At 69.2% G+C, this 22,712-nt stretch carries 21 protein-coding genes; 10 read left to right on the plus strand and 11 right to left on the minus strand.

Annotated features, from left to right (window positions below; translation table 11 throughout):
- Window positions 1-4: 4 nt before the first annotated feature.
- Window positions 5-1,207 (minus strand): hypothetical protein, encoded by a 1,203-nt coding sequence (locus QPK29_RS23070; protein WP_371771257.1) that lies wholly within the window; start codon window positions 1,205-1,207, stop codon window positions 5-7.
- A 264-nt stretch (window positions 1,208-1,471) separates the two neighbouring features.
- Between QPK29_RS23070 and QPK29_RS23075 the strand changes: the two genes are divergently transcribed.
- The 9 genes from QPK29_RS23075 (at window position 1,472) to QPK29_RS23115 (ending at window position 10,518) form a co-directional block, all read left to right on the plus strand.
- Window positions 1,472-2,482 carry a thiamine pyrophosphate-dependent dehydrogenase E1 component subunit alpha gene (locus QPK29_RS23075; protein ID WP_371771258.1) on the plus strand — a complete coding sequence of 337 codons (1,011 nt, stop codon included), beginning with the start codon at window positions 1,472-1,474 and terminating at the stop codon, window positions 2,480-2,482.
- A 15-nt stretch (window positions 2,483-2,497) separates the two neighbouring features.
- Window positions 2,498-3,565, plus strand: coding sequence for an alpha-ketoacid dehydrogenase subunit beta (locus QPK29_RS23080; protein WP_371771259.1), 1,068 nt, complete (start codon window positions 2,498-2,500; stop codon window positions 3,563-3,565).
- Window positions 3,562-3,807: an acetyl-CoA carboxylase biotin carboxyl carrier protein subunit gene (locus QPK29_RS23085; RefSeq protein WP_036239559.1), complete on the plus strand. Its 246-nt coding sequence runs from the start codon at window positions 3,562-3,564 to the stop codon at window positions 3,805-3,807. Before QPK29_RS23080 ends, QPK29_RS23085 begins: the two co-directional genes overlap by 4 nt.
- A gap of 3 nt (window positions 3,808-3,810) precedes the next feature.
- Window positions 3,811-4,488, plus strand: coding sequence for a dihydrolipoamide acetyltransferase family protein (locus tag QPK29_RS23090; RefSeq protein WP_056125897.1), 678 nt, complete (start codon window positions 3,811-3,813; stop codon window positions 4,486-4,488).
- On the plus strand, window positions 4,488-5,261 hold the full coding sequence (locus tag QPK29_RS23095; protein ID WP_056125899.1) for a lipoate--protein ligase family protein: 774 nt from the start codon (window positions 4,488-4,490) through the stop codon (window positions 5,259-5,261). Before QPK29_RS23090 ends, QPK29_RS23095 begins: the two co-directional genes overlap by 1 nt.
- 11 nt (window positions 5,262-5,272) lie before the next feature.
- The gene (locus QPK29_RS23100; protein WP_160408995.1) at window positions 5,273-5,848 is read left to right on the plus strand and encodes a gluconate 2-dehydrogenase subunit 3 family protein; all 576 of its coding nucleotides are present in this window, start codon (window positions 5,273-5,275) and stop codon (window positions 5,846-5,848) included.
- A 34-nt stretch (window positions 5,849-5,882) separates the two neighbouring features.
- On the plus strand, window positions 5,883-7,460 hold the full coding sequence (locus QPK29_RS23105) for a GMC family oxidoreductase (protein ID WP_371771260.1): 1,578 nt from the start codon (window positions 5,883-5,885) through the stop codon (window positions 7,458-7,460).
- Between the two features lie 8 nt (window positions 7,461-7,468).
- Window positions 7,469-8,482 carry a lipoyl synthase gene (lipA, locus tag QPK29_RS23110; protein WP_371771261.1) on the plus strand — a complete coding sequence of 338 codons (1,014 nt, stop codon included), beginning with the start codon at window positions 7,469-7,471 and terminating at the stop codon, window positions 8,480-8,482.
- Window positions 8,483-8,565: 83 nt separating this feature from the next.
- Window positions 8,566-10,518, plus strand: coding sequence for a sigma-54-dependent Fis family transcriptional regulator (locus tag QPK29_RS23115; protein WP_371771262.1), 1,953 nt, complete (start codon window positions 8,566-8,568; stop codon window positions 10,516-10,518).
- Window positions 10,519-10,521: 3 nt separating this feature from the next.
- Here the strand turns inward: QPK29_RS23115 and QPK29_RS23120 are convergent, their stop codons facing one another.
- The 3 genes from QPK29_RS23120 to QPK29_RS23130 are packed head-to-tail and all read right to left on the minus strand — an operon-like array spanning window position 10,522 to window position 12,491.
- Entirely contained in the window at window positions 10,522-11,778 is a 1,257-nt protein-coding gene (locus tag QPK29_RS23120) for a HupE/UreJ family protein (RefSeq protein WP_371771263.1), read from the minus strand.
- Complete coding sequence (locus tag QPK29_RS23125) at window positions 11,751-12,341, minus strand: VOC family protein (RefSeq protein WP_056125906.1); 591 nt, start codon at window positions 12,339-12,341, stop codon at window positions 11,751-11,753. The genes QPK29_RS23120 and QPK29_RS23125 overlap by 28 nt, the downstream gene beginning before the upstream one ends.
- A 24-nt stretch (window positions 12,342-12,365) precedes the next feature.
- A complete protein-coding gene (locus tag QPK29_RS23130; RefSeq protein WP_267873803.1) occupies window positions 12,366-12,491 on the minus strand; it encodes a hypothetical protein in 126 nt (41 codons plus the stop codon).
- A 148-nt stretch (window positions 12,492-12,639) separates the two neighbouring features.
- Between QPK29_RS23130 and QPK29_RS23135 the strand changes: the two genes are divergently transcribed.
- Entirely contained in the window at window positions 12,640-13,896 is a 1,257-nt protein-coding gene (locus tag QPK29_RS23135; RefSeq protein ID WP_371771264.1) for a cytochrome P450, read from the plus strand.
- Here QPK29_RS23135 and QPK29_RS23140 read toward each other — a convergent pair.
- Genes QPK29_RS23140 through QPK29_RS23170 form a run of 7 tightly spaced genes read right to left on the minus strand, consistent with a single transcriptional unit; the run spans window position 13,883 to window position 22,710 of the window.
- Window positions 13,883-14,494, minus strand: a complete 612-nt coding sequence (locus QPK29_RS23140) for a hypothetical protein (protein ID WP_371771265.1) — start codon at window positions 14,492-14,494, stop codon at window positions 13,883-13,885. The genes QPK29_RS23135 and QPK29_RS23140 overlap by 14 nt on opposite strands.
- Window positions 14,495-14,548: 54 nt before the next feature.
- On the minus strand, window positions 14,549-15,628 hold the full coding sequence (locus QPK29_RS23145; protein ID WP_056125911.1) for a protein-glutamate methylesterase/protein-glutamine glutaminase: 1,080 nt from the start codon (window positions 15,626-15,628) through the stop codon (window positions 14,549-14,551).
- A 6-nt stretch (window positions 15,629-15,634) separates the two neighbouring features.
- Window positions 15,635-16,453, minus strand: a complete 819-nt coding sequence (locus QPK29_RS23150; RefSeq protein WP_056125913.1) for a CheR family methyltransferase — start codon at window positions 16,451-16,453, stop codon at window positions 15,635-15,637.
- Between the two features lie 3 nt (window positions 16,454-16,456).
- Window positions 16,457-16,972, minus strand: coding sequence for a chemotaxis protein CheW (locus QPK29_RS23155; protein ID WP_371771266.1), 516 nt, complete (start codon window positions 16,970-16,972; stop codon window positions 16,457-16,459).
- Between the two features lie 14 nt (window positions 16,973-16,986).
- The gene (locus QPK29_RS23160; protein WP_400189836.1) at window positions 16,987-18,891 is read right to left on the minus strand and encodes a HAMP domain-containing methyl-accepting chemotaxis protein; all 1,905 of its coding nucleotides are present in this window, start codon (window positions 18,889-18,891) and stop codon (window positions 16,987-16,989) included.
- Window positions 18,892-18,921: 30 nt separating this feature from the next.
- Window positions 18,922-20,565 carry a methyl-accepting chemotaxis protein gene (locus QPK29_RS23165; protein WP_400189837.1) on the minus strand — a complete coding sequence of 548 codons (1,644 nt, stop codon included), beginning with the start codon at window positions 20,563-20,565 and terminating at the stop codon, window positions 18,922-18,924.
- Window positions 20,566-20,589: 24 nt separating this feature from the next.
- The gene (locus QPK29_RS23170) at window positions 20,590-22,710 is read right to left on the minus strand and encodes a chemotaxis protein CheA (RefSeq protein ID WP_371772363.1); all 2,121 of its coding nucleotides are present in this window, start codon (window positions 22,708-22,710) and stop codon (window positions 20,590-20,592) included.
- Between the last annotated feature and the right edge of the window lie 2 nt (window positions 22,711-22,712).

A 22,712-nucleotide genomic window follows, 5' to 3' on the forward strand; every position in this document is an offset into this window, starting at 1 on the left:
TGGATTACCACACGAAGCGGCCGCCGAGGGTCGCGTAGCGGGTGTTGGTCGGCCGGCCGAAGACGGGGTTCAGCGAGAACGTCGAGCGCGCGAGTTCGGCATACACCGTCACGTGCGGGTTCACCGCGTAATAGGCGCCGCCGATGCGCGATTGCGCGAGGTGGCCCGGCGTGCTCGCGGTGTCGTCGATGCGCGTGCGGCCGTAGCTGGCGCGCAGCGACAGCGCGTCCGTCGCATGCCACACGACCTGGGCGAAGCCGCCGCGGCTGCGGCGTTCGCGGCCGGCCGCGTCCAGCGCGTCGACGTCCTGCATCAGCACGGACCCGAGGCCGTCCGCCTTGAAGCCGGACAGGTGGAAGTTCAGCGGGCCCACGTCGACCGTCGTGCCGGCCGAGATGCCGCGCGTGTGCACGTCGTCCTGCACGCAGGCGCCGCCGCCCGCGACGGTGCAGTGGCGCGCCGTCTGCCATGTGAAGTCGCCGTACAGCTTGAACTTCGCGCTACCCAGCTGGTCGTTGTAGTACACGCCGCCTTCCACGCGCGGCGAATTCGTCTGGTCGGCGCCGGCGCCCGTGAACGTGTTGCGGATCTGGCTCGGGTCGTACAGCGCCACCGAGAACGACAGCGGCACGGTTTTCGGCGAGTTGTAGCGCAGGCCCGCGTTGAAGTTGGTGTACATGTAGCCGGCGTTGAACGTCGCGGCCAGCGCATTCGTCGTGTTGACGACGTCGTAGCCCGTCAGGCCGCCCGCCAGCACGGACGCATCGGCCAGTACGGGTTCCGCCTGGTAGATGCCGTAGGACTTGCCGATCACGATCTCGCCCCAGGACGCGGACGCCTTCGCCCACATTTCGCGCGGGTCCAGCGACTTGCTGCCCGTGTTGCCGACGTTGCCCGCGTTGCGGAAGTTGCCTTCGCCCGACTGTGAATTGATGTACAGGCCCACGCGGCTGCTGTACGTGATCCCGTCGATGGCGGGCGAGGTGACGGTGAACGCGAACAGGCTCGGCGTCGTGCCCGACGTCATGCGAAAGCCCGTCGTACCCGCGTCGTCGCCGTTCTGGCGGTGCGCCTGCACGATGATCCAGCCGTCCGTGCCGAGCTTCCAGCCGCCCGGCGTCTCGAATTCCACGGCCGCGTGGGTTGAACCCGCGGCCGCGCAGGCCAGCAGCGCAAGCAGCTTGCGCGTCTTGTGTGTCTCTTTCATGTCGTCTCCATTGATTGTTGTAGGTACTGCGCTGGTCGCATCTGCAAAAACGGTGCCACCACGCGGCTCACTCTCGCAGGGCTGCGCGCGGCCGTCCGCGCTGAAACAGATGTCGCAGCCGGGCGGCCCACGCCTGCGACAGATGGCGCGTCCGGGCGGCCGAAACAGGCGTTTTTGCCCGTCGCGACGGGGGAAACGGGCATGGCATCGAATTTGCTGAAGGGGTGGGTGCATGCACCAACCCACAGACAAGGAGACAGCAACATGCAGCCGACACGGGAACACCTGCTCTGGATGTACGAGAAGATGATCGAGATCCGCGAGTACGAAGAAACGATGGCGAAGGTTTACCTCGAGGGCAAGCTGCCCCCGAAGATCCAGAAGGGCCTCGCGTTCGACATCGGCGCCGGCCCAGTGCCGGGCGAGATGCACCTCGCCGCCGGCCAGGAGCCGGTCGCCGTCGGCGTGTGCGCGCACCTGGGCAATGACGACAGCGTCGTCGGCGCGCACCGCTCGCACCATTTCGCCATCGCCAAGGGCGTGCCGCTCGACGCGATGACGGCCGAGATGTTTGGCAAGGACACGGGGCTGGGCCGCGGCAAGGGCGGCCACATGCACCTGTTCCACGTGCCGACCAAGTTTTCCTGCAGCGGCATCGTGGGCGCCAGCGCACCGCAGGCCTGCGGTGCCGCGCTCGCCGCGCGCAAGCTGGGCAAGGACTGGGTCGCCATCGCGTTCTTCGGCGAAGGCGCCGCCAACCAGGGCGCATTCCACGAAGCGCTGAACCTGGCCGCCGTGTGGAAGCTGCCCGTCGTCTTCGTCTGCGAAGACAACAAGTACGGCATCTCGGTGGAGAAATCCGTGTCGACGTCGGTCGCGTCGAACGCCGTGCGCGGCGCCGGCTACGGCATGCCCGGCGTGCTGGTCGAGCGCAACGACGCGGTCGAGGTGTACGCGGCCGCCGGCGCCGCCATCGCCCGCGCGCGCCGCGGCGAAGGCCCGACCCTCATCGAAGTCAAGACCGACCGCTACTTCGGCCACTTCCAGGGCGACCCCGAGACCTACCGCCCGAAAGGCGAAAGCGCCGCGCTGCGCCAGGACGATCCGATCGGGCGGCTCGGTGCGCGCCTGCGTGCGGAAGGGCTGATCGACGACGCGCAGGACCAGGCGCTGCGCCAGCGCATCGCCGGCCGCGTGGAAACCGCGTTTGCCTTCGGCCGCAACAGCCCGTACCCGGCGCCGCAGGACGCCCTGAAACACGTATTCGCCGAATGAGACAAGGAGACCCACATGCAAAGCACAATTAAAACCGGCGTACGCACGCTCACTATGGCGCAGGCCATCGCCGAAGCCATCGGCCAGGAAATGGAACGCGATCCGTCCGTGTTCGTGATGGGCGAGGACATCGGCAAGTACGGCGGCATCTTTTCCGCCACCACGGGCCTGCTCGACCGCTTCGGCCCCGAGCGCATCATGGAGACGCCGATCTCGGAAACGGCATTCATGGGCGCGGCCGCGGGCGCCGCGGCGGAAGGCCTGCGTCCCATCGCGGAACTGATGTTCGTCGACTTCTTCGGCGTCTGCTTCGACCAGATCTACAACCACATGGCGAAGAATTCGTACATGTCCGGCGGCGCACTGAAGCTGCCGGTGGTGATCACGACGGGCATCGGCGGCGGCTACAACGACGCGGCCCAGCACTCGCAATGCCTGTACGCGAGCTTCGCCCACATGCCGGGCCTGAAGGTGGTCGTGCCGTCCAATGCGTACGACGCGAAAGGCCTCATGGCCCAGGCGATCCGCGACGACAACCCGGTCGTGTTCTGCTACCACAAGGGGATCATGGGCCTGTCGTGGATGTCCTACTTCGAGGGCAGCACGAACGCCGTGCCCGAGGAAGCCTATGCGATCCCGTTCGGCGAGTCGCGCATCGTGCGCGAGGGCAGCGACGTCACCATCGTCACCCTGAGCCAGATGGTGCAGAAGGCGGCCATCGCGGCCGGGCAGCTGGCGCAAGAAGGCATCTCCGTCGAGGTGCTGGACCTGCGCACGATCGTCCCGCTCGACCGCGCCGGCGTGCTGGCCTCGGTCGCCAAGACGGGCCGCGTGCTGATCGCGGACGAGGACTACCTGAGTTTCGGCCTGTCCGGCGAGATCGCCGCGCTCGTCGCCGAGCATCTCGACACCATCCAGCTGCGCGCGCCGGTAAGACGCCTCGCGGTGCCCGACGTGCCGATCCCGTTCAGCCGGCCGCTCGAACAGGCCGTCATCCCGCAGGTGGACGCCATCGCCGACGCCGTGCGCGGCCTGATGCGCGCGCAACCCATTCATCAACTTCAACAAGGAGCACAAGCATGATCGACGTGAAACTGGACGGCGGCGTCTGGGACGATGTGGAAGAGGGCACGGAAGCCCTGCTGCAGGACTGGCAGGTCGAAGTGGGCCAGCAGGTGACGGCGGGCCAGACGCTCGTCGTCGCGGAACTGGTCAAGACGACGCACGAGGTGACGGCCCCCGCCGCCGGCCGCCTGGCCGCCATCGAGGTCGCCGCCGGCGACACGTTCGGCCGCCACACCGTGCTGGCGCGGATCGAGGGGTAGGCCATGGATGCCGTGACCGTACCCGCGACGGTGCCGCTGACGGGGATGCGCGGGGCCATCGCACGCAACATGGAGCAGGGCTGGCGCGTGCCGCGCGTCGCGCAGTCGGTCGAGGTGGACGTGACCGCGCTGCAGGCCCTCCGGGCGGCCGCGCCGGAGGACGAGCGGGTCAGCCTGACCGCCTACGTGCTGCGCGCCGTCGCGCTGTGCCTGCGCGAGCACCCGCGCCTGAATGCCCGCATGCGCGAGAAGGACATCGAGCTGCTGGGCGACGTGAACCTGGGCCTGGCCGTCAGCCTGGACGACGGCCTGATGGTGCCGGTCTTGCGCAACGCCGACCGCAAGAGCGCGGCCGAGTTGGGGCGCGAGGCGCGCACGCTGGCGGAAGGCGCGCGTGCCGGTACGCTGTCGGCCGGCAGCTACCAGCGCGGCACGTTCACCGTGACGAACCTGGGCAATACCGCCATCGACAGCTTCACGCCGATCATCAACAGCCCGCAGGTGGCCATCCTCGGCGTCACGCGCGTCGCGGCCCGGCCGGTGGCGCGCGGGAACGAGGTCGCGATCGCGCCGATGATGGGCCTGCACCTCGTGTTCGACCACCGTGCCGTCGACGGCTTCCCGGCCGCGCTGTTCCTGACGGACCTGAAACGGCGGCTGGAAGCCGCGAAGGAGCTGTAATGGATGCCCGGATGGTCTTCATCGACACGGTGACGTCGTACGAGGAACAGGCGTGGAACGCGGCCCAGCTGCGCGAACCCGTCACCGAGCCGCGCGTGCGCCTGTGGACCTACCGGGTGCCCGGCGTCGTGCTGGGCTGCTCGCAGGCGGCGCTGCGCGAGCGGCTCGTGGCCGGCCACGCGCTGGCCGGCTCCGTGGTGCAGCGCGGCTCGGGCGGCGGCGCCGTGCTGACGGGGCCGTGGATGGTCAGCGCGTCCGTCGTGCTGCCGCCCGACCATCCGCTGCTCGGCCGCAGCACGCTCTCCAGCTACCGCTGGCTGGGCGCGCTGCACGCGGGCCTGTTGCGCGACGCCGGCATTCCCGCCTATGCGATCCCGCCCGAGGAAGTGCGGCTGCGGCCGGGCGACGCGCGCCTGAAGTGGGCCTGCTACGGCGGGCTGTCGCCGTGGGAGGTCGTCGTCGGCACGCGCAAGATCGTCGGCCTGGCCCAGCTGCGGCGCCGCACGGGCGTCCTGATGACGTCGGGGACGCTGATCGCGCCGCCCGACTGGTCGCTGCTGTGCGGCGCGCTCGGGCAGGAAGCCGCCGATGCGGCGCTGCTGGACGACTGCACCACGTCGTTCGCCCAGCAGCTCGGCGCCCCCGTGCTGGCGGAGGTCCTGGCCGAGCGCCTGCACCACATGCTCACCGACGTGCTGGGCGCCGCGTCCGACGCGTTTCCCCCACGGCCGCCCGGCGCCGCACCGGTCCATTTTCCCACCCTGTCTCATTGAAAGAGGTTCACATGAAAGATCAACCATCGAACGCATGCACGGGCATGCGCGTGCTGCCGAAGGTCGTCACCGTCACGCGCCGCGGCTTCCTGCGCGGCGGCGCCATGGCCATCGGCGCGGCGGCCGCGGGCCCGGCCGCGCTGGCCGCCTCCAGCGACAAACACCTGGCGCAGGACTTTCCCACGCTGGGCGCGGCCACGGCACAGACCTTGCTGCGCATGGCGCGCGACGTCTTCCCGCACGACAAACTGGCGGACCGCTACTACGTCGAGGCGATCCAGCCGTTCGAGCGCGCGGCCGCGAAGGATCCGAAGCAGGCGGCCCTGTTCCGCGACGGCGTGCGCGACCTGGACAAGGCCGCGATGAAGCGCTTCGGCAAACCCTATGCGGCCGTCAAGCGCGAGCCGGAGCGCGTCAGCCTGCTGAAGGCGATCGAGCCGTCGCCGTTCTTCCAGAAGGTGCGCGGCGAGATGGTGACGAGCCTGTACGACAACAAGGCCGTGTGGCCGCTGCTCGGCTACGAGGGATCGTCGTGGGAGCAGGGCGGCTACATCAACCGCGGTTTCAACGACATCGACTGGCTGTAAACGCCCACACCATAACAAAAGACAGGAGACGGCAATGAGCAAGAAAATCGAACTGGGCGACGACGACGCCATCGTCATCATCGGCTCGGGCGCGGGCGGCGCGACGCTGGCCAACGAACTGGCCCAGCGGGGCGTGGACAAGATCGTGATCCTCGAAGCGGGCAAGCATTTCACGCAGGCGGATTTCGAGAACGACGAGTGGGCCATGTTCAACAAGATGTCGTGGCTCGACAAGCGGATATCGGCCGGCGGCTGGCACCACACGAAGACCTACCCGAACCTGCCGGCATGGATCGTCAAGGCGGTGGGCGGGTCGACCGTGCACTGGTCGGGCGTCGCGCTGCGCTTCCAGGAGCACGATTTCAGGACGCGCACGATCTACGGCAAGGTCGACGGCGCCAACATCCTCGACTGGCCCATCTCGCTGGCGGAGCTGGAGCCGTACTACGAACTGGCGGAAAAGAAGATGGGCGTGGCCGGCACGCGCGCGAGCGGCCTGCCGCCGATGCCGGAATCGAACCAGACCAAGGTGGTGGCGGCCGGCGCGCGCAAGATCGGCTACAACAAGATCATCCGCCCCGTCGCATCGAATTCGCAGCCTTACGACGGGCGTCCCGGCTGCCAGCAGATCGGCTTCTGCATGCAGGGCTGCAAGGTCGGCGCGAAATGGTCGACCCTGTACACGGAAGTGCCGAAGGCGCTGGACACGGGCCGTGTCGAACTGCGCCCGGAAAGCATGGTGCTGCAGATCCAGCACGACAAGACGGGCAAGGTGAACGGCGTGCTGTACGCGGACAGCCAGGGCCGCCACGTGCTGCAGAAGGCGCGCCTCGTCGCCGTCGCCGGCAATTCCATCGAGTCGCCGCGCCTGCTGCTGAACTCCGCGTCGTCGATGTTCCCGAACGGCCTCGCGAATTCGTCCGGCCAGGTGGGCCGCAACTACATGAATCACTCGACGGCCGCCGCCGTGGCGATCCACAAGAAGCCCGTGTACATGAACCGCGGCTTCGACATCGGCGCCGTCGTCGCCGACGAGGTGGCGCTGAACACGCAGCGCGGCTTCAACGGCGGCTACTATCTCGAAGGCCTCGCCCTGGGCCTGCCGTACACGGCGGCCTTCATGAAGCCGGGCGGCTGGGGCCGGGACGTGACGTCGGCGCTGGACATGTACGACCACATGACGGCGATCTGGGTCTGCGGCGAAGACATGGCGCGCGAACAGAACGGCATCACCCTGCACCCGACCGAGAAGGACCAGTACGGCCTGCCGATCCCGATCGTGTCCAAGACATACCACAAGAACGACGACGCGATCGCGGCGCACGGCCTGGTCCAGTTCCGCAAGCTGTCCGAAGCGGTGGGCGCCACGCGCGTGATCGACATGCCCGCGTACCCGGCCAGCCACAACCTCGGCACGAACCGCATGAGCGAGCATGCGCGCGACGGCGTCGTCGACAAATGGGGCCGCACCCACGACGTCAAGAACCTGTACATCTCGGACGGCAGCCAGTTCGCGTCGAGTTCCGCCGCGAATCCCACGTTGACCATCGTCGCGCTGGCGATCCGCCAGGCCGAGCACATCGCGGGCGAGCTGGCACGCGGCGCGGTGTAGGAGCAGAGATGAAGCCGACCTCCAAACAGCTGGGCGCGGCCAAGACGAGCCGCATTCCCATCAAGATCGTGCCGGCCGAGCGCTTGCCGAAACCGGACTGGATCCGCACGCGGGGGCCGGCGCCGTCCTCGCGGTTTTTCGAGATCAAGGCCATCCTGCGCGCGAACGCGCTGACGACGGTGTGCGAGGAGGCGAGCTGTCCGAACATCGGCGAATGCTTCGGCAAGGGCACGGCCACGTTCATGATCATGGGCGACAAGTGCACGCGCCGCTGCCCGTTCTGCGACGTGGGCCACGGCCGGCCCGATCCGCTCGATGCCGCGGAACCGGACCGGCTCGCGCGCACGGTGGCGGCGCTCGGCCTGCGCTACGTCGTGATCACGTCCGTCGACCGCGACGACCTGCGCGACGGCGGCGCCGGCCACTTCGCCGCCTGCATCCGCGCGGTGCGCGCCGCGGCGCCGGCGACCCGCGTCGAAGTGCTGGTGCCGGACTTCCGCGGACGCCTGGACGCCGCGCTGGAAGCGCTGGAGGCGGCGCCGCCTGATGTCCTGAACCACAACATCGAGACGGTGCCGCGGCTGTACGGGCCCGTGCGGCCCGGTGCCGACTATGCGCATTCGCTGGCGTTGCTGGAACGGTTCAAGGAGCGCCATCCGGACGTGAAGACCAAGTCGGGCCTGATGGTGGGCCTGGGCGAGACCGACGACGAAGTCGAGGACGTGCTGCACGACCTGCGCGCGCACGGCGTGGACATGGTGACGATCGGGCAGTACCTGGCGCCGTCCGGCGCGCACCTGCCCGTGCGCCGCTACGTCACGCCCGACGCGTTCGCGCGCCTGCGCGACGCGGCGGAGGCGCTGGGCTTCGCGCATGCGGCCGTGGGCCCGCTCGTGCGGTCGAGCTACCACGCGGACGTGCAGCATGCGGCGGCGGACCTGGACCGCGGCTGGCTGTTCGGCGCCAGCGATCCGCTGGACGAACTGCAGCCGTTCCGCGCCGCACCCGAACACATGGGATGACTTTTCAGTTCATAAATGGAGTACCATAAACCGTAAGTACACGACCGGCAAACGACGAGTTGCCGGCGCTGCAGGAGACGACGATGACGAACCAGACACAAAGCCGGCACATCGACAACGTGATGTCGGTGGCCATGCACGGTACCGCCGCGAACGGCGCCAACGAGTTGATCCACAACTCGTGGCGCCGCTGCGTGAACGACTACGGGCTCGATCCGGCGCGCCCGAAGGCGCCGCACATCGTGACGTCCGCCACGCTGCGCGCGCACCAGGAGCAGATCGAGGAATTCATGCAGGTGGCCCGCGTGGGCATGGAGCAGATGTACAAGCGCGTGTCCGGCCTCGGCTACGTGCTGCTGCTGACGGATGCGCAGGGCGTCACCGTCGACTACATCGGCAACGACGCGCGCGCGCCGGACCTCAAGAAAGCGGGCCTGTACCTGGGCGCCGAATGGAGCGAGCGGTCGGCCGGCACCTGCGGCGTGGGCACCTGCGTGGCCGAGCAGACGGCGCTGACGTGCCACCGGGACGACCATTTCGATCCCACCCACATCCCGCTGACCTGTTCCGCGGCGCCGCTGTTCGACCCCGAGGGCAAGTTCCTCGCGGTGCTCGACCTGTCCGCGCTGACGTCGCCGACGTACAAGGAAAGCCAGCACCTCGCGCTGCACCTGACGATGATGTATGCGGAAATGATCGAGGACGCGAACTTCCTGCGCCATTTCCACGACCGCTGGATCCTGCGCCTCGGCACGGCGTGGGCGCTCGTCGAGGTGAGCGGCGAGATCATGCTGGCCTATGACGACGACGGCGTCGTGGTCGGCGCCAACACGGGCGCGCGCCGGCTGTTCGGCCGCGCGGCCGGCGACGTCGTCGGGCAGCCGCTCACGGCGCTGTTCGACCTCGCGCCGGACGACCTGCTGCGGCTCGCGCGCGCCGGTACGATGGGCGAGCGCTCGATCGTCACGCGCGGCTCGAACCAGATGTTCTACGCGAGCGTGAAGGCGCCGCGCCCGCGTCCGGCCGCGCGCGGCAGCGTCGTCGTCGAGGCGGCGGACAGCGCCGCGCCCGCCCACCATCCGGAACTGGATTGCCTGGCCGGCGACGACAACACGATGCGGCGCCTGCTGGACCAGGCCAAGCGCCTGCTGAACCGCAAGCTGAACATCCTGATCCACGGCGAGACGGGCACCGGCAAGGAAGTCATCGCCAAGGCGCTGCACCGGTCGAGCGAACGCGCCCACAAGCCGTTCGTCGCCGTGAACTGCGGCGCGATTCCCGAGTCGCTGATCGAAAGCGAATTGTTCGGCTACACGGCCGGCGCGTTCACGGGCGGCCGCGCGAAAGGCATGAAGGGCCTGATCCTGCAGTCCGACGGCGGCACCCTGTTCCTCGACGAGATCGGCGACATGCCGCTGCACCTGCAGACCCGGTTGCTGCGCGTGCTGTCGGAACAGGAAGTCCTGCCGCTCGGCGCGGACAAGCCCGTCCCGGTGGACCTGACCGTGATCGCGGCATCGCACCGCGACCTGCGCAACCTGATCGGCGCCGGCAGCTTCCGCGAAGATTTATATTACCGCCTGTGCGGCGCGACGCTCCATCTGCCGGCGCTGCGCGACCGCGCGGACAAGCGCTACCTGATCGAAAAAGTCCTGGTCGAGGAGGCGGAACTGCTCGGCATGGATGCGCACCTGTCGCTGGACGCCGTGCACGCCATGCTGTGCTTCGCGTGGCCGGGAAACATCCGCCAGCTGCGCAACGTGCTGCGCTTCGCGCTGGCGGTGTCCGACGGCCGGACGATCACGGCGGCCGACCTGCCGCAGGAATTGACCGAGCAGTTTTCCGTCCTGCCGGCCGCGCCTGCGGTCCCCGCCATTGCGTCCGGCGGCGAGGACTGCGAGGCCGCGCCGCTGCTCGACGCGCTCGTGCGCCACAAGTGGAGCGTGACCAAGGTGTCGGAAGAGCTCAACCTGGCGCGCGCCACCGTGTACCGCTACATGAAGAAGTACGGCATCGTCCCGCCGAACCAGCGCTAGCCGTCACGCAAAGCCCGTCTGGAGCGCATCCCAGACGGGTCCCGTCCGTTCCATCACCCAGGCCAGCGACACCACCGCGACGCCCAGCGCGACGCACCGGCGCACGCTGTCGTCGCGGCCCGGCGCCACGCGCCGCGCGCCCGCGAGCAGCAGCCACACGGCGGCGCCGACCAGCAGCTGGCCCGCTTCCACGCCCACGTTGAACGACACGAGCGACGCGACGACGTTCGGGCCCGTGTCGGACAGGAGTTCGCGCAGCCCGACGGCGAGGCCGCAGCCGTGCACGAGGCCCACGACGAAGACCAGTGCCGGCGTACCCCCGCGTTCGCGGCGGCCCGCCATCAGCAGCGCGGTGCCGAGCACGGACAGCGCGATCAGCAGTTCCACGCCGGGGATCAGCCACGGCCGGTCGGGCAGCAGGCCGTAGAAGCTGGCCGCGATGGCGCACGCATGGCCCGCGCTGAACGCGGTGATGCGCAGGGCGATCGCGCGCAGGCGCATGTCGCCCGCGACGAGGCACACGACCAGCAGCAGGTGGTCCGCTCCTTCGAGGATATGGGCGGCGCCCGCGCGGATGAACTGCCAGGCCGACAGCCACCAGGAAGGGTTGACGTCGATGGCCGCGCCATCCATGCGGTACTGGTCCGTCGCGCCGGCGCGGTGCGACAGCAGGATCGTGTTCAGCGGCGCGTCCGACAGCTTGCCCGGCGCGAGCGTGCCGGCGAAGCGGAACGCCGCGGGGCGCACGCCGGGATACGCGATGGCGGCGTCCAGCACGACGTCGCCGATGTCCGGCATCGCCGCCGGCAGCGGCGTGGGCGCCGCTGCCGCCGCGCGCGCTTGCGCGGGCGTGGCGAACGGCGGTACGCTGCCCTTCACGTGCAGGGCGGCCGTCAGCACGTTCGGGGCGACCGCGCGGCCATCGACGGACACCGTGTGCGCGGCGGCGAGCACCCGCGCGGCCGCCAGCGGATCGACGGCGGCCGTGTCCACGTAATGGAACCACTGGCCGCTTTCCTTCCTCGCGACGACGTACGGCGCCGGTCCCAGTGGCGCGAGCGACACGCGGTAGTACGCGGTCATGCCCGCCGCGTCGTACGTGAAATGCACGACCCGCACGCTGACCCGGCCGTCGAAATGCGCCCACGCGCTGCCGGGCAGGCACACCGCGACGAGGATCGTGGCGCAGATCGCGACGCATTTCGCGGCCAGCACCGCCATCGTCGCCGTCTTCATTTGGCCGGGGAGCGCGGATCCCACAGGGCGCGCCTGGCCGTCTTCTCGTAGGCCATGCCCTTCGGCGTGCTGACGATTTCCAGCTGCAGGCCCCACGGCGCGAGGAAGTACATCCACGTCAGGCCGGCCGCCGGACCTTCCGTGAACGTGCTGGGCGCGCCCAGCGTGCGCACGCCTTTCGATTTCAGGTAGGCGACGGCCTTGTCCATGTCGTCGACGTAGAACGCGAGGTGATGGCCGCCGACGTCGCTGTTGCGGGGCGGCGTCCTGCCCTGGTTCGGCGCCGAATATTCGAAGATCTCCAGGTTCGTGCCATGGCCGCAGCGGACCATCTGGAAGCGCTTGATCTCGGCGCGCGGGTTGACGTTCAGGTGCACGTTCATCCAGTCGTCGGCGAACTTGAACGAACCGAGCTTGATGGATTCCTCGCAGCCGATGACGTCGACGAAGAAGCGGACGGCGTCGTCCATGTTCGGCACCGTGAGCCCCACGTGGTGGGCGCCTTCCATGCCGGGCATGGCGGCGTGGGCGCTGAAGGGCAGGGCGAGGGCGAGGCCGATGCCGGCGAGTGTGCGTTTGAAGTTCATGCTGTCTCCTGATGGTGGTGGTTGTCATGCCGCGAGGCGGCATGACAGGAGATAGCAAATTACAAGCCAGGCCATCGCCAGCGGCGGCACGCCCGTGCGCCCCAGCGCGACGGCCCAGGCATGGCGGTACATCTGTCGCACGAGGGACATTTGTCGCAGCGTACGCACGACAGGACGGGCACTTCATCATCTGGCGCGCGGGAGGTCGATCGGCACGACAGCAAGATCTACGGCGGGGAGTGACCCGGAAAAAAGATGGTAAAGTGCTGGCCCGGCAGACCATCATCCAATGAATCGCATGAGAGATTTCGCGCCCGACGCGCCTGACGCGGCACCGTTCGACGCCGCCTTCCTGCACGATCCGTATCCCACCTATCGCCGCCTGCGCGCGGCGGGCCCGGTGCTGTGGCGCGACGACGTGTTCCAGGGCGCGTGGGTGCTGACGCGCCACGCGGACATCGAGCTGGCGCTGCGCGATCCGCGCTTCTCGTCGCAGCGCACGGGCGGCTGGGTCAAGCGCATCCCCGGCGTCGACGCGAGCCTGTCTGGACGGCGCGCCCAGGCGGGCCTCGACCTGTTCCAGCGCCTGTTCGGCGGCGCGATGGTGTTCCTGGACGGCGCCGACCACCAGCGCGTGCGCAAGGCGCTGGCGGCCGGTTTTCATCCGACCCTGATCCGCACCTTGCGGGCCGACGTCGAGCGGCTCACCGACGAACTGCTGGACGGCATCGACGCGCACGCGGGCTTCGACTTCATCGCCGAAGTCGCGCGGCCGCTGCCGTCGCGCGTCATCGGCGTGATGCTGGGGATAGACCGCGAGGACGAGGCGCGCTTCATGGCGTGGTCGGACGACCTGGCCGCCTTCATCGGCGCGCTGCAGCCCACGGCCGACCAGCTGCGCGCGGCCCAGCGCAGCCTGCTGCAGATGGTGCGCTATTTCGACGCGCTGCTGCCCGCGCGGCGGGCGTCCCCCGGCACGGATCTCGTCAGCCGCCTGCTGCAGGCCGAGGCCGCGGGCGAACTGCGCGCGGACGGCGAACTGCTGGCGCAATGCGCGATGCTGCTGTTCGCCGGCCACGAGACGACGCGCAACCTGCTCGGCAATGGCCTGTACACGCTGCTCACGCACCCGGACGCGTGGGCGCGGCTGCGCGCGGACGAAGACGGCATGACCCTGGCCATCCGCGAACTGCTGCGCTACGACAGTCCCGTGCAGTACACCGGCCGGCGCGTCGCCACGGAACTCACGCTGCACGGCACGACGCTCGGGCGCGGCGACCTCGTGATCGCGCTGATCGGCGCGGCGAACCGCGATCCGGAGCGCTTCGCCGATCCGGACACGTTCGACATCACGCGCCGCGCCGGCAGCCACCTGTCGTTCGGCAGCGGGCCGCACGTCTGCATCGGCGCCGGGCTGTCGCTGCTGGAGGCCGACGTCGTGCTGCGCGCCGTGCTGCGCCGCTGGCCGACGCTCCGCATGCTTGACGCGGCCCCGCGCTGGAACGGCATCGCCGGCCTGCGCGGGCTGGCCGCGCTGCCCGTCAGCGTTTCGTGAAGCGCTCGACGGCGTCGTAGTTGACGCCGTTCGACTTGACCTCGACCAGCTCGCCGCCCACGATGGCCAGCCCGTCGAACGGCGCCGGTTCGGCCGCGTAGATCCGGTCGGGCACGCACACGGAACCGCCCGCGTAATCGATGCACCAGTTGGGCTGGCCGTCGACGATCTTGCGGCTGACGAAGGTGCCCGTCAACGTGACGCTGCGTTGCGGCTGCTGCGCCGTCACCTTGTCGATGGAAGCGGACACGGACCCCGGCATGATGGTCGATGCGACGGTGCCCACGTACGTCGCCGTCGTGGGGGCGCTCCACACCTGCGTGGCGATGACGTCGCCCGTGCAGGCCGTGTTGGCGTAGTAAGTCGTCGTGACGGCGATCGTGAGCGCATTGCTCGATCCGGCCGCGCGCGCGATGACGGCCGTGTCGACCGCGTGCGACGCGCACGCGGACGCCCACGTGCCGACGTACGCGTCGAGGTTGCCGTTGCTGGACACCGGCGGCGTCAGCGGGGTATCCCCCGTGCCGGCGCTGCCGCCGCCACCGCCGCACGCGGCCAGACAGGCCGCGAGCGCGGCAGCACACATTCCTGTTTTCATCTCGTTCTCCTGGCATCAGCTTCTGGATCGGCTGTTCAGCGAGATGATACGCGATCAGCGCACCCCGAGCTGCTGCAGGATCTCGCGGTCGATCGCTTTCAACGGCACGGATTTCTCGACGCCGCCCCGTTTCACGGCTTCCTTCGGCATGCCGTAGACGACGCAGCTGTCCTCGTCCTGCGCGACGGTGCGCGCGCCCGCCTTGCGCATCTCGAGCAGGCCGGCCGCGCCGTCGTCGCCCATGCCCGTCATGATGATGCCCAGCGCGTTCGCGCCCGCGTGCCTGGCGACGGAGCGGAACAGCACGTCGACGGACGGGCGATGGCGATTGACGAGCGGGCCGTCGATGACGTCCACGTGGTAGTTGGCGCCGTCGCGCCGCAGCAGCATGTGCTTGCCGCCCGGCGCGATCAGCGCGCGGCCCGGCAGCACGCGGTCGCCGTGGCGCGCCTCGCGCACCTCGATCTGGCACAGGCCGTTCAGGCGGTCGGCGAAGGCGGCCGTGAATTTTTCCGGCATGTGCTGCACGATGACGATGCCGGGCGTGACGCGCGGCAGCGCCGTCAGCACTTCTTCCAATGCCAGCGTGCCGCCCGTGGAGGTGCCGATGGCGACGACGCGCTCGGTCGTGCGCAGCAGGGCGCGCGTCTCGGGCGCGGCCGCCAGCACGGCGTCCGCGGTCAGCTTCGCGGCGACGGGCGCGGGCGCGGCGCGTGCCGCGAGCCTGCGCACGTTCGCGTGGCTCGCCGCGCGCACGGCGGCGATCAGTTCGTCCGCGCTCTCGCTGAGGAAGTCCTTCAGGCCCAGCTTGGGCTTCGTGATGATGGACACGGCGCCCGCGGCCAGCGCGGCCATCGTCGTCTCCGCGCCCTTTTCCGTCAGCGTCGAGCAGATGACGACGGGCGTGGGCCGCTCCGCCATGATCTTGCGAAGGAACGTGATGCCGTCCATGCGCGGCATCTCCACGTCCAGCAGGATCACGTCGGGCCAGGCCTGCTTCATGCGCTCGATGGCGAGCAGCGGGTCGGCCACGGCGTGCAGCAGGCGGATGCCGGGCGCGGATTCCAGCACCGCGCCGACGACCTTGCGCACGACGGCCGAGTCGTCGACCACCATCACATCGATTGTTTTCATGCCGGATTACGGTAGACGGTAGACGGAAGGGATCACGGAACGGAGCACGTCGCCCATCTCCTGCAGGCTCTCGGAGTGGCCGATGAACAAATGGCCGCCCGGTTTGATGCGCTGCATGATGCGCGTGACGACCTGGCGCTTGGTGTCGCCGTTAAAGTAGATCATCACGTTGCGCAGGAAGACGAGGTCGTAGGTGCCCAGGTCGCCGGGCAGCGCCGTGTTCAGGTTCACCTGGCGGAACTGCACGCGCTCGCGCAGGCCGCGTTCCACGAGCAGCGTGCCCTGCTGGTCGCGGATGCCCTTCAGGCAGTAGCGGCGCAGGTAGTCCTGCGGCACGTGGGTTGCGCGTTCCATCGGATAGTGGCCGGTACGGGCGCGCTCCAGCACGCGCGTGCTGATGTCGGAGGCCACGACTTCCCACGGCGCCGATCCCAGCACGTCGGCCAGCACCATCGCGATGCTGTACGGTTCCTCGCCGGACGAGCAGGCCGCGCTCCACACGCGGAACGGCGCATTCGCACGGAGGGACGGGCGCGCCGTCTCGGCCGCTTCGCGCAGCAGCTCGAAATGGCGCGCCTCGCGGAAGAAATAGGTCTCGTTCGTCGTCAGCAGGTCGACGGCCAGCTGCACCTCGTCCTTGTGCGCGCCGTCCGTCAGCAGCCGGAAATAGGCGTCGTACGACGGCAGGCCGAAGTGCTGCAGGCGCTTGGCGAGGCGGCCGCTGACGAGGGCCTTCTTCGAATCGGACATCGAGATGCCGGCGATGTCGAAGATGAAGCGCTGGAAGCGCGCGAACTCGCCCTGGCTGATCGAGCAATGCTGCATGGTTCAGGCGGCGAGGGCGTCGGCGCCGGCCAGGTCGGGCAAGCCGTCCAGCGCGAGCACCTGCTGCACGTTCAGCAGGATGACGAACTTGCCGTTCACCTTGCCCATGCCGGCAATGAAGTCGCCGCGGATGCGCGTGCCGAACGACGGCGCGGGCTCGATGTCGGCGGCCGGAATGTCCAGCACGGCGCTGACGGCATCGACGACGACGCCCGTCAGCTGGCGCTCGCCGTCGTGTTCCAGCTCGACGATGACGATGCACGTGCGCTTGCCCGCCACGGATTGCGGCCGGCCGAAGCGGGCCGCGAGGTCCATCACGGGCACGACGGCGCCACGCAGGTTGATGACGCCGCGGATCGCGTCCGGCATCATCGGTACTTCCGTGAGGCCGGAGAACTCGATGATCTCCTTGACGGCCATGATGCCGATGCCGAAGGCTTCGCCGCCCAGCATGAAGGTGAGGTATTGGGCGGACTGGCCGGCGGCCGCCGCGTTGGCTGCTTGGTTCGTGTGATTCATTCGGTCACCGCGGGTCAGAAATTGGTGAAGTTGGCTTCGTCGGGCGCGGCCAGCGGCGCCGCGGCACCGGCCAGGCGCAGCGGGGAACGCTTGGCGCGGGGCGCCGGGCGCGTCAGGGCAGCCTGGCCCGCGGCGCCGCCCGCGAGGCGGAAGAAGCCCATCGCCTGCTGCAGCTGCTCGGCCTGGGAGCTCATTTCCTCGGCCGTCGCGGCCAGCTCCTCGGAACTGGATGCGTTCTGCTGCGTCGTCTGGCTCATCTGGCCGACCGCCGCGTTGATCTGGCCGACGCCGGCCGATTGCTCTTCCGATGCGGCCGTGATCTCCTGCACGAGGTCCGAGGTCTTGCGGATGTTCGGCACCATCTGGTCGAGCAGGCCGCCGGCGCGCTCGGCCAGCTCCACGCTGCTCGTCGCCACTTCGCCGATTTCCTGCGCGGCGACCTGGCTGCGTTCGGCCAGCTTGCGCACCTCGGCGGCGACGACGGCGAAGCCCTTGCCGTGTTCGCCGGCGCGGGCCGCCTCGATGGCGGCGTTCAGCGCCAGGAGGTTGGTCTGGTAGGCGATGTCGTCGATGATGCCGATCTGCTTCGCGATCCGCTTCATGGCGGCGACGGTCGCCTTCACGGCTTCGCCGCCTTCCGCCGCCTCGCGCGCGGCCTGCGTGGCCATGCCGTCGGTGACGCGGGCGTTCTCCGTGTTCTGCGAGATCGATGCCGTCATCTGTTCCAGCGAGGCGCTCGTCTCCTCGACGCCGGCCGCCTGCTCGGACGCCGACTGCGACAGCGCCTGCGCCGTCGCGCTGACTTCTTCCGACGCGGACGCCAGCGACTGGGCGCTGCCGTTGACGTCGCCGACGACCTGCGCCAGCCGGTCCATGGTGCCGTTCGAGTAATCCTTCAGCTTCGCGAACGCGCCCTGGTAATCCTTGTCGATGCGCTTCGTCAGGTCGCCTTCGGCCAGCGCGGACATGACGCGCACCACGTCGTCGATGCTGGCGCCGGTCGTCGTCACGAGCTGGTTCAGGCCATCGCCCATCTCCTTCTGGAAGCCCTGCATCCCGGTCGTGTCGACGCGTACGCCGAACTCGCCGCGGTTGGCCGCTTCCACGACGGCGCGCTGGCCCGCGATCACCTGGCGCAGCTTCGCCACCATCTGGCCGACGGCATGCAGCATGCTGTCGTTGTCGCCGCGGCGCAGCGTCACGTCGCCGGACAGGTCGCCGTTCGCGATGCGCTTGAGCAGCTCGGCCGCGTAGGCCGGCTCGCCGCCCAGCGTACGGGTGAGGCTCAGCGTGATCCAGAAAGCCATGCCGATGCCCATCAGGACCGCGGCGGCGCCCAGCAGCGTGAGCTGGTTGCGGGTCTCGACGTATTCGGCCGACGCGTCCCTGGCCGACTGCTCCATCGCCGCATTCTGGTGTTCGATCAGCTTTTCGATCGCCTTGATGTACGCGTCCTGCAGCGGCTGGATCTGCGTCGCCAGCAGCGCTCCAGCCTCGGCGCGCTTGCCTTCGTGCACGAGGCGGACGAACTGGTCCTGCACCACCAGGTTCTTCTGGCGCTGCTGGTTCATGCCGTCCATGATCTGGCGTCCGGAGGCCGACTTGACGAGGTTCTGCAGCTTCTCGATATCCGCGCGCTGGTCGTTGCGCGACTCGTCGATCTGCGCCAGTTCGCGCCGGGTCGCCTCCGGGTCCTCCGTCAGCACGATGTTGCGCATCGCGGTGGCGATCTCGTGGATGTTGCCGATCGCGTCGTAGCTGAGCACGACCTTCGGATACTTGTCGTTGGCCATCTCGCCAACGTTGTCGCTGACGCTGGCGACGCTGTGGATGCCCATCGCGACGACGGCGGCCAGCAACACGCTGACGGTGCCGAAGCCCAATGCCAGGCGGGCGCTGACTTTCAGATTACGGAACATGGCAGTTCTCCTCGAGGCGGCTGCGCGCTATCAGAAACGGGTGAAGCTGGCTTCGTCCAGGTCCGCCTCGGCGGCGTACGCGGGGTTGTGCAGGGCGATGCCCTGGCGCTTCGGCGTCGCACCCGGATGCGCGGGCGCGCGGCGTGCCGGCTTGCGCGCCGGCGGCGGCGCATCGCCGCCCGCCAGGCGGAAGAACGCCATCGCCTGCTGCAGCTGCTCGGCCTGGGAACTCATTTCCTCCGCCGTCGCGGCCAGCTCCTCGGAACTGGATGCGTTCTGCTGCGTCGTCTGGCTCATCTGGCCGACCGCCGCGTTGATCTGGCCGACGCCGGCCGATTGCTCTTCCGATGCGGCCGTGATCTCCTGCACGAGGTCCGAGGTCTTGCGGATGTTCGGCACCATCTGGTCGAGCAGGCCGCCGGCGCGCTCGGCCAGCTCCACGCTGCTCGTCGCCACTTCGCCGATTTCCTGCGCGGCGACCTGGCTGCGTTCGGCCAGCTTGCGCACCTCGGCGGCGACGACGGCGAAGCCCTTGCCGTGTTCGCCGGCGCGGGCCGCCTCGATGGCGGCGTTCAGCGCCAGGAGGTTGGTCTGGTAGGCGATGTCGTCGATGATGCCGATCTGCTTCGCGATCCGCTTCATGGCGGCGACGGTCGCCTTCACGGCTTCGCCGCCTTCCGCCGCCTCGCGCGCGGCCTGCGTGGCCATGCCGTCGGTGACGCGGGCGTTCTCCGTGTTCTGCGAGATCGATGCCGTCATCTGTTCCAGCGAGGCGCTCGTCTCCTCGACGCCGGCCGCCTGCTCGGACGCAGACTGCGACAGCGCCTGCGCCGTCGCGCTGACTTCTTCCGACGCGGACGCCAGCGACTGGGCGCCGCCGTTGACGTCGCCGACAACCTGCGTCAGCTTCGCGATCATGTTCTTCATCGCGGTCAGCAACTGGCCGGCCTCGTCGCGCGCATGGCTCTCGATGTGCACCGTGAGGTCGCCGGCCGCCAGGCGGTCGGCCGCGTCGACGGCGATGCGCAGGGGGCGGGTGACGGACAGCGTGATGAACGTGGCGACGCACAGCGCGAGCAGGACGGCGCCGGCCGTCATGGCGAGCACCAGCTGGCGGGTCTCGTCGTACGTGGCGGCGGCCTCGTTGGCCTTCTGCTGCATCTTGTCCGACTGGTGCTTGGCCAGTTCGTCGATCGCGTCGATCAGCTCGCGGTTGAGCGGCATGTAATCCTTGCTGACGTATTCCGCCGCATGCGGGCGGTCGCTGCGTACCAGCTCGAAGAACCGGGCATACGTCGGGTCCAGTGCCGCGTGCTTGTCGACGATCCGCTTGAGCATCTTCTTGCCGGTGTCGCTGGCGACGAGTTTCGTCAGCTCGGCGATGCGCGTGCTCGTGTCGGCGCGCAGTTGTTCGATCAGCTTGCGATAGCGCTCGTTCTGCGCCTCGTCCGCGGTCAGCAGCATGCCGCGCATCTGGCGCGGGAGGTCCACGGTGTCACGGATCAGGTCTTTCGCGATGACGACTTTCGGATACGCGTCCGCCGTGATGTAGGCGGTGGCATCGTTCATGACCGCCATGCGGTTCATGGCCAGCAGCGCGATCGCCAGCAGGAGCAGCAGTACCGCACCGAAGCCGAGGCCCAGGCGGATGCCGATTTTCAGGTTCTTGAGCATGTGGCTCTCCACTTCAGTTAAATGTCAGGCCGCGGCGGCCTGGCTTTCGTGTTCGACGCCGGCCAGCAGGGCCGCCATGTCGAGGATCAGTGCGACGTCGCCGTTGCCGAGGATCGAGGATCCGGACAGGAAGCGCGCGCCGGCGAACACCTTGCCGAGCGGCTTGATCACGGTCTGGAATTCGCCCAGCAGGCTGTCGACGACGAGGCCGGCCTTGCTGCCGCCGTAGCGCACGACGACGATGCTGCGGCGCCGTGCCGGCGCGCCTTTGACGCCGAAGCGTTCCCTCAGGCGCACGAAGGGCAGGGGCTGGCCGCGCAAATCGACCCAGTCGCAGCCCGGCTGTTCGACGAACTCGATGCATTCCTCGACCATGTCCATCGGGATCACGAACACCGACTTGCCGACGCCGACCTGGAACCCGTTGATGATCGCCAGCGTCAGCGGCAGGCGCACCGTGACGGTGGTGCCTTGTCCCTCGGTGCTGGCGATGTCGACGCTGCCGCGCAGCGCGACGATGTTGCGCTTGACGACGTCCATGCCCACGCCGCGGCCGGACAGGTTCGTCACCTGTTCCGCCGTCGAGAAGCCCGGCTCGAAGATCAGGTTGAAGATTTCCTTGTCCGTGAGCAGGCGGCCCGGCTCGACGAGGCCGCGCTCGACGGCTTTCGCGAGGATCCGGTCCCGTTTCAGGCCGCCGCCGTCGTCCGACACTTCGATCACGATGCTGCCGGAGTCGTGGTAGGCGTTCAGCGCGACGGTGCCTTGCGCCGGCTTGCCGCGCGCGGCGCGCACGTCGGCCGGCTCGATGCCGTGGTCCATCGCGTTGCGCACGAGGTGCGTGAGCGGGTCGCCGATCTTCTCGACGACGGTCTTGTCCAGTTCCGCGTCCTCGCCGCTGACCTCCAGGCGGATGTCCTTGCCCAGCTCGCGCGCCACGTCGTGCACGACGCGCTGGAAGCGGTTGAACGTGGCGCCGATCTTCACCATGCGCAGCTGCAGCGCGCTGTCGCGCACTTCCTCGACGAGGCTGGACAGCGTCGACGTGCATTCCAGCAGTTCGGGGATCTGCGTGCGGCGCGCGACGAGATTGGCGCCCGCGCCCGCGATGATCAGTTCGCCCACGAGGTTGATGAGGCGGTCCAGCTTGTCCGCGTCCACGCGCACGGAGCGGTTTTCCTGCTGCTGGCGCGGCGCGTCCGGCGCCTGGCGCTGTTTCGCGAGGGCCGCCTCGACGACGGGTGCGCGCACGGCGCCCTGTTCGACGAGGACCGCGCCGATCGGTTGCGCCGGCGCGGTGCTGGCTGCCTGCGCCGCCAGCGCGTGTTCCAGTTCGTGCGCGGTGACGCTGCCGCAGCGGACGAGCATCTGGCCCAGGCGCTCGCGCTGCGCCGGCGCCTCGTCCAGCCAGGCGAGGTAGCCGGCGATGCGGTTCTCGGGCGGCAGGATGCGGATCGCGCAGTCGTCGCGCACGAAGTCGAACACGCCGTCGATCGTCGCCTTGTCGGCGGTGCTGTGGAAGCCGATCTCGAAGCCGAGGTAGCACGACTCGGGATCGAATTCGTCCAGCGCCGGCAGGTCGTCGGCGATCGTCGCGATGCCGGTGATGGTGCCCAGCTGGCCCAGGTAGCGGATGAACGACAGCGGGTCCATGCCGTTGCGCAGCACGTCGGGACCGAAGCGCAGCGAGATGTGCCAGTGGCCGGCTGCGCCGTCGCTCGCTTCGGGTTCGGTGGCGCCGGTGGGCGCCGGTGCCGCGCCGCCGTCGAGGTAGGCCTGCAATTGCGCGACGAGCGGCGCGCCTGCCGCGGCGAGATCCGCGTCGTCCAGCGTGCCGCGCTCCACCGCGTCGACGAGGGCGCCGATGTGGTCGCGGCATGCGAGCAGCAGCGCGACGAGTTCGTCGCCGACGGGGATGGCGCCGTCGCGCACCTTGTCCAGGACGCTCTCGGCCACGTGCGTGAATTCGACGACGGGGTCGAGGCCGAACATGCCGGCCGATCCCTTGATCGTGTGCGCCGCGCGGAAGATCGCGTTGACGGCGTCGAGGCCGTCGCGCGTGACCGCGAGCAGGGCGCTTTCCATCTGCTCCAGCAGTTCGCGGCTTTCGGCGATGAAGGTGTGCGTCACCTGGTCGATGTCGATGC

The organism is Massilia orientalis (assembly GCF_030411975.2).
Taxonomy (GTDB): domain Bacteria; phylum Pseudomonadota; class Gammaproteobacteria; order Burkholderiales; family Burkholderiaceae_D; genus Telluria; species Telluria orientalis.